6 protein-coding genes and 1 pseudogene are annotated in these 5819 nt (G+C 74.7%); 1 reads left to right on the top strand and 6 read right to left on the bottom strand.

The window, feature by feature from the left end; all coding sequences use genetic code 11:
• Positions 1–977 (top strand): dihydrolipoamide acetyltransferase family protein (locus SSNG_RS17360; protein ID WP_128637003.1); only part of this gene is annotated, 977 nt, incomplete at its 5' end.
• A gap of 561 nt (positions 978–1538) precedes the next feature.
• Here the strand turns inward: SSNG_RS17360 and SSNG_RS17355 are convergent.
• The 6 genes and pseudogenes from SSNG_RS17355 to SSNG_RS17340 all read right to left on the bottom strand — a co-directional run bounded on the left by SSNG_RS17355 (position 1539) and on the right by SSNG_RS17340 (position 5798).
• Positions 1539–2516, bottom strand: a complete 978-nt coding sequence (locus tag SSNG_RS17355) for an NAD(P)H-quinone oxidoreductase (protein ID WP_007265175.1) — start codon at positions 2514–2516, stop codon at positions 1539–1541.
• A 19-nt stretch (positions 2517–2535) separates the two neighbouring features.
• Positions 2536–3636, bottom strand: coding sequence for a potassium channel family protein (locus SSNG_RS17350; RefSeq protein WP_128637002.1), 1101 nt, complete (start codon positions 3634–3636; stop codon positions 2536–2538).
• Positions 3624–4343, bottom strand: coding sequence for a molybdopterin-binding protein (locus tag SSNG_RS45295; RefSeq protein WP_347232453.1), 720 nt, complete (start codon positions 4341–4343; stop codon positions 3624–3626). The genes SSNG_RS17350 and SSNG_RS45295 overlap by 13 nt, the downstream gene beginning before the upstream one ends.
• A 70-nt stretch (positions 4344–4413) precedes the next feature.
• Positions 4414–4677: pseudogene (locus SSNG_RS45290) on the bottom strand (molybdopterin molybdenumtransferase MoeA); the annotation flags it as partial.
• Between the two features lie 51 nt (positions 4678–4728).
• Positions 4729–4926 carry a hypothetical protein gene (locus SSNG_RS45285; protein WP_347232452.1) on the bottom strand — a complete coding sequence of 66 codons (198 nt, stop codon included), beginning with the start codon at positions 4924–4926 and terminating at the stop codon, positions 4729–4731.
• Positions 4923–5798, bottom strand: coding sequence for an NTP transferase domain-containing protein (locus tag SSNG_RS17340; RefSeq protein ID WP_007265172.1), 876 nt, complete (start codon positions 5796–5798; stop codon positions 4923–4925). Before SSNG_RS17340 ends, SSNG_RS45285 begins: the two co-directional genes overlap by 4 nt.
• Positions 5799–5819: the final 21 nt, after the last annotated feature.

Raw genomic sequence — 5819 nt, 5'->3', positions numbered from 1 at the left:
CGGCGGGGTGCGACCCAAAAAACACCACGGTGTCGGCGCCCGTGGCGGCGCCTGCCCCGGGCTCCGGCGCCTGCTCCGGCTCCGGCCGCTCGGGGGGTGGCCGCCGGAAAAGAAAAACAGTCATCTCGCCGCTCGTGCGCAAGCTGGCCCGGGACAACGGGGTCGACCTGCGGGCGCTGCGCGGGTCCGGGCCGGAGGGCCTGATCCTGCGGGCCGACGTGGAGGCCGCCCTCCGGGCCCCCGAGCCCGTGCCCGCCCCCGTGGCGGTGCCGGTTCCGGTGGCCGCGCAGGGCGAGCGGATCCCGCTCAAGGGGCTGCGCGGCGCCGTCGCCGAGAAGCTCTCGCGTAGCCGCCGGGAGATCCCCGAGGCCACCTGCTGGGTCGACGCGGACGCCACCGAGCTGATGGCCGCGCGGGCCGCGATGAACGCCGTGGACGGGCAGAAGATCTCGGTGCTCGCGCTGCTGGCGCGGATCTGCACGGCCGCGCTGGCCAAGTACCCCGAGCTCAACTCCACCGTCGACCTCGCCGCCAACGAGATCGTCCGGCTCCCGGCCGTGCACCTGGGCTTCGCCGCGCAGACCGAGCGCGGGCTGATGGTCCCCGTGGTGCGGGACGCCCACACGCGCAGCCCGGAGTCCCTGTCGGCGGAGTTCGCCCGGCTGACCGAGCTGGCCCGGGCGGGGAAGCTGGCCCCGTCGGACCTGACCGGCGGGACGTTCACCCTGAACAACTACGGGGTGTTCGGAGTCGACGGCTCCACGCCGATCATCAACCACCCCGAGGCGGCCATGCTCGGCGTGGGCCGGATCATCCCGAAGCCGTGGGTGCACCGGGGCGAGCTGGCCGTCCGTCAGGTCGTGCAGCTGTCCCTGACCTTCGACCACCGGGTCTGCGACGGCGGGGCGGCCGGTGGGTTCCTGCGGTACGTGGCCGACTGCGTGGAGAACCCGGCGGTGCTGTTGCGGAGCCTGTAGGGGGGAGCCTGGTGCCGTTGCCCTGGCCGGGCGGGGTGCGGGTGCCGCTGCGCGGGCTGCTCCCCGCCCCGCCCTTCGCCCGTTCCCCGGGGCTGCGCCCCGGACCCCCCTGGGGGCTCCGCCCCCAGACCCCCGCGCCTCAAACGTCGGCGGGGCTGGAATTTCGCTGCGCGAAATCCAGCCCGCGCGGCGCCCGGCACGGGCTCTGGGGCGCAGCCCCAGGTTTTCCATCCCGCGCGGCGTTTGAGCGCGACGGGGTCAGGGGCAGAGCCCCGGCCTTCCAGCCTCGCCGGCGTTTGAGCGCGTCGGGGTCGGGGGCAGAGCCCCGGTCTTCCAGCCTCGCCGGCGTTTGAGCGCGTCGGGGGTCGGGGCGGAGCCCCGGTCTTTCAGCCCGCGCGGCGTTTGAGCGCACCGGGCGCGCAGCGCCCGGCACGGGGTCTGGGGCGGAGCCCCGGTTTTTGAGCCTCGGCGGCGTTTGAGGCGCGGGGGCAGGGGTGGAGCCCCTGGGAACGGGGAAGGGTGGGGAGGGGCGGGCTCCGCGCAGCGGTGGTCCCGGGGACGTCAGAGGGTGAGCAGGAGTTTGCCCACGTGGGTGCTGGCCTCCAGGATCCGGTGGGCTTCCGCGGCCTCCGCGATCGGGTAGGCCGCGTGGACCACCGGGCGGACCCGGCCGGCCGCGATCAGCGGCCACACGTGTTCCCGGACGGCCGCCACGATGGCCGCCTTCTCCTCCAGCGGCCGGGCGCGCAGTGACGTCGCCGTGATGGCCGCCCGCTTGGCCAGCAGCGTGCGCAGGTCCAGTTCGGCCTTCACCCCGCCCTGGAGGCCGATCACCGCGAGCCGGCCGTTCATGGCCAGCGCGTCCAGGTTCCGCGCGAGGTACTTCGCGCCCATGATGTCCAGGACCACGTCCGCTCCGGCCCCGCCCGTCGCGGACCGCAGCTCCTCCACGAAGTCCTGCTCGCGGTAGTCGATCAGGACGTCCGCGCCCAGCTCGGCGCAGCGCGCCAGTTTCTCCTTGCCGCCCGCGGTCACCGCGACCTTCGCCCCGACGGCCTTGCCCAGCTGGATGGCCATGGTGCCGATGCCGCTGGAGCCGCCGTGCACCAGGAGGGTCTCGCCGGGACGCAGGCCCGCCACCATGAAGACGTTCGACCACACCGTCGCGACGACCTCCGGCAGCGCGGCCGCCGTCACCAGGTCCACGCCCGTCGGGACCGGCAGCAGCTGCCCCGCAGGGACGGCGACCCGTTGCGCGTACCCGCCGCCGGACAGCAGCGCGCACACCTCGTCGCCCACCGCCCAGCCGGAGACGCCCGGTCCGAGCGCGACGATCCGCCCGGAGCACTCCAGGCCGGGATAGGGGGAGGCGTCCGGCGGCGGGTCGTAGAGGCCCTGGCGCTGCAGGACGTCGGCGCGGTTCACGGCGCTCGCCGCGACCTCGACGAGCACCTCCCCCTCGTCCGCCACCGGATCGGGTACTTCGGCCCAGACCAGGGCCTCGGGGCCGCCGGGCTGCTCGATCGTGATCGCATGCATGGCCCGGAATCTACCCGTGCTACTCGGCCGGGCCCAGGGTGACCTGGGGGCCGGCCGGCGGGACCGCCCGGACGATGGTGATCAGCCGGTCCGTCAGCTGGAGCGGGCTCGCGTGCGGGTCGTCGTACGGGAGGAGCCGGTGACCGCGCAGGACGCTGACGACGAGGTCGCCGGTGTCTCGGACGCTGCGGCCCACCTCCGACTTGTTGACGGGTCGTTCGATCAGGTCCAGGCCGCTGCCCTGCTGGATCAGGTCCTCCATCACGGTGCCCGCGCTGGGACTGAGCACCGACAGGCCCAGCAGTCGGCCGGCCGCGCTCGCGCTCGTGATGACCGCGTCCGCGCCGGACTGCTTCAGCAGCGGCGCGTTCTCCTCCTCGCGGACGGCCGCCACGATCTTCGCTCCGCGGTTGAGCTGCCGTGCCGTCAGCGTCACCAGGACGGCGGTGTCATCGCGCTGGGTGGCGATGATGATCTGACGGGCCTTCTGGAGCTCGGCCCGCAGCAGCACTTCGGAGCGGGTGGCGTCGCCGATGACCCCGGTGAACCCCTCCGCGTTGGCGGTGTCGATCACCTTGGCGCTGGGGTCGACGATGACGACCTGCTCCCTCGGGAGGCCGGTCGCCAGCAGCGTCTGCAGGGCGGAGCGGCCCTTGGTGCCGAAGCCGACGACGACCGTGTGCTCGCGCAAGTTGTTCCTCCAGCGGTTGAGCCGCCACTCTTCGCGGGTGCGTTCGGTCAGCACTTCCAGGGTGGTGCCGACCAGGATGATCAGGAACAGCACGCGCAGCGGGGTGATCAGCAGGATGTTGACCAGCCGCGCGCTGTCGCTGTAGGGGACGATGTCGCCGTAGCCCGTGGTCGACAGGGTCACGGTGGCGTAGTAGACGCAGTCGAGGAAGTCGACCTTCTCGTTGGCGTTGTCGTGGTAGCCCTCGCGGTCGAGCCAGACGATCAGCACCGTCAGGCACAGCACGAAGAGGGCCATCAGCAGTCGCCGGGTGACCTGCCGCAGCGGCTTCTCGACCACCCGCTTGGGCAGTTTGACGCGGCGTGAGACGAGTTTCTCGTCGGCGCCGCGCGCCATGGCGTCCTGGCCGTGAAGTTTCACGTGAAACATCCCCCCGATGCCCAGGGCAGGTCCAGGATCTCCAGCTCCTGCCCCGAACGCGCCCCGTGCGGCGGTACGACGGCCAGCGCGTCGGCGCCCGCCACCCCGCGCAGCATCGCGGGGCCGTTGTACCGCAGCGGTACGGCGTGTTCGTCGGTCAGCAGTACCGGCACGAGCCGGGTGTCGTACGGGTGGCCGGGCACGTCGCCCTCCACCGGGACCGTGTAGCGGGGCCGCTGGCGGCGGCCCGCGAGGGCGCGCAGCAGCGGCTCGGCGAGGGTCAGCAGCCCGGACACGGCGGCGAGCGGGTTGCCGGGCAGGCCGACCACGTGGCGGGCCGCCTCCCGGTCGCCGATGCGGGCCAGCAGCATCGGGTGTCCGGGGCGCACGGCGACCCCGTCCACGAGCAGCTCGGCCCCGGCACGCTCCAGGACGGGGTGGACGTGGTCGACGGGCCCGGAGGCGGTGCCGCCGGTGGTGACGACGACGTCGGCGGTGGAGGAGGTGACGGCCTCCAGCAGGGCCTCGGCGCCGGCCGGGTCGTCGCCGAGCCGGCGCGTGCCGATGACGTCGGCGCCGAGGCGGGTGATCCAGGGGCCGAGCATGGGGCTGAGGGCGTCCCGGATCAGGCCGTCGTGCGGGCAGCCCTCGGTGAGCAGTTTCGTCCCCGAAGGACCCAGGATCTCCACGCGGGGGCCGGGGGCCCGGGTGACCAACTTCGTCGTACCCGGCGGCCGCGGCGAGGCCGAGCACGGCGGGGGTGACGAGGGAGCCCACGGGCAGCAGCAGGTCGCCCGAGCGGCACTCCTGGCCGCGCGGGCGGATGTCCTGACCGGTGTTCACGGGCCGGTCGGAGTAGAGCTGGCTGCCGGACGCGCGGGCGTGCTCGCTGCGGATCACGGCGGTGGTGTCGGCGGGGACGCGGGCGCCGGTGGCGATCCGTACGGCCTCGCCGTCGGCGAGCGGTGCGGGCGGCTCGTCGCCGGCGAGGATCCCGTCCCCGGGGCGGACGTGCCAGGGGCCCGGACCGGCGACGGCCCAGCCGTCCATGGCCGAGGTGTCGAAGGACGGCAGGTCGCTGAGGGCTTCGAAGCGGTACGGTCAAGCACCTCGCCGAGCGCGTCCGCGAGGGGCACCAAAGTGGAAACGGGCCGGCACGGAGGTGCCGGCCCGGGCCGCGGTCTCGCGGGCGCGCAGCCACGGGGCGGCACGGTGGCCGCCGGCGCCGCCGGTGTCGGGGGTGCGGCTGACCAGGGCGAGGGCCTCGTCCAGGGCGCCGTCGGCGTCGGTACGGGTCATCCGGAGCCGGTCTCCTCGGGGTGTGGGGGCTGGGCTTCGGCGGCCCAGCGCAGCGCCAGGTCGGCGGCCTTGCGGGAGGCCTCGGCGACGGCCAGGGCGGGGTCCGCGCCGGTGGCCTCGGCGCGGGCGGCCGCGTAACCGACGAGGAACGTCGTCAGCGGTGCCGCGGGCCGGGCCACACCGTGGGCGGCGTCACGGGCGAGGTCGAGCAGGGTCGCGACGTCGACGGGGACGTCGTCGATCCCGAGTTCGTTCTTGGCAGCGGTGATCCAATGCTCCAGCACGTTCCCATGCTCCCTGATCCGGGCGCGGGCCGCTGCCAGGTCCTCCCAGGTGTCGCAGTCGAAGGAGGCGAGTGGCTCAGCGGCGCCGATCCTGGCCAGATCCAGCTCCTTGGTGAGGGCGCGCAGCGGGAGGCCGTGCAGGGTGCCGTGCTCGGTGGCGAGCAGGGCGATCTCGCGGCGGAGGGGCTCCGCGCGGTAGGCCGCGACGAGGGGCTGGTCGCGGCCGTCGGCGTCCCGCAGCAGGGCGCCGTCGGGGCCCGTCGCGGCCGCGGCGAGCAGGGCGTGGACGGTGTCCCGGTCGAGGAAGGGCAGGTCCGCGGAGAGTACGAGGACCAGCGGGGCGGTGGTCCGGCGGATCCCGGCGTCCAGTGCGGCCACCGGGCCGCCGCCGGGCGGGTCCTCGCGGGTCCAGTGGACGGGCCGGGCGGTCGCCCTGCGGGTGCCGACCACGACGGTCTCGGCGGCGTCCGGGCAGGCTGCCAGCACCCTGTCGAGGAGGGTGCGGCCGCCGACGTGGAGGGTGGGCTTGTCGGCCCCGCCGAGGCGCCGGGCGGCGCCGCCGGCGAGGACGATGGCGTCGTAGCTCATGCCCTTGAGTATGCGCGGGGC

This window comes from Streptomyces sp. C (assembly GCF_000158895.1).
GTDB lineage: Bacteria > Actinomycetota > Actinomycetes > Streptomycetales > Streptomycetaceae > Streptomyces > Streptomyces racemochromogenes.
The sequence above is the reverse complement of the archived record's forward strand: the minus strand, read 5'-3'. Positions and strand labels throughout refer to the sequence as shown.

Coding starts and splice junctions, on each gene's coding strand:
- SSNG_RS17340 (WP_007265172.1), bottom strand. CDS start 5,798: ATGAGCTACGACGCCATCGTCCTCGCCGGCGGCGCCGCCCGGCGCCTC.
- SSNG_RS45285 (WP_347232452.1), bottom strand. CDS start 4,926: ATGACCCGTACCGACGCCGACGGCGCCCTGGACGAGGCCCTCGCCCTG.
- SSNG_RS17350 (WP_128637002.1), bottom strand. CDS start 3,636: ATGTTTCACGTGAAACTTCACGGCCAGGACGCCATGGCGCGCGGCGCC.
- SSNG_RS17355 (WP_007265175.1), bottom strand. CDS start 2,516: ATGCATGCGATCACGATCGAGCAGCCCGGCGGCCCCGAGGCCCTGGTC.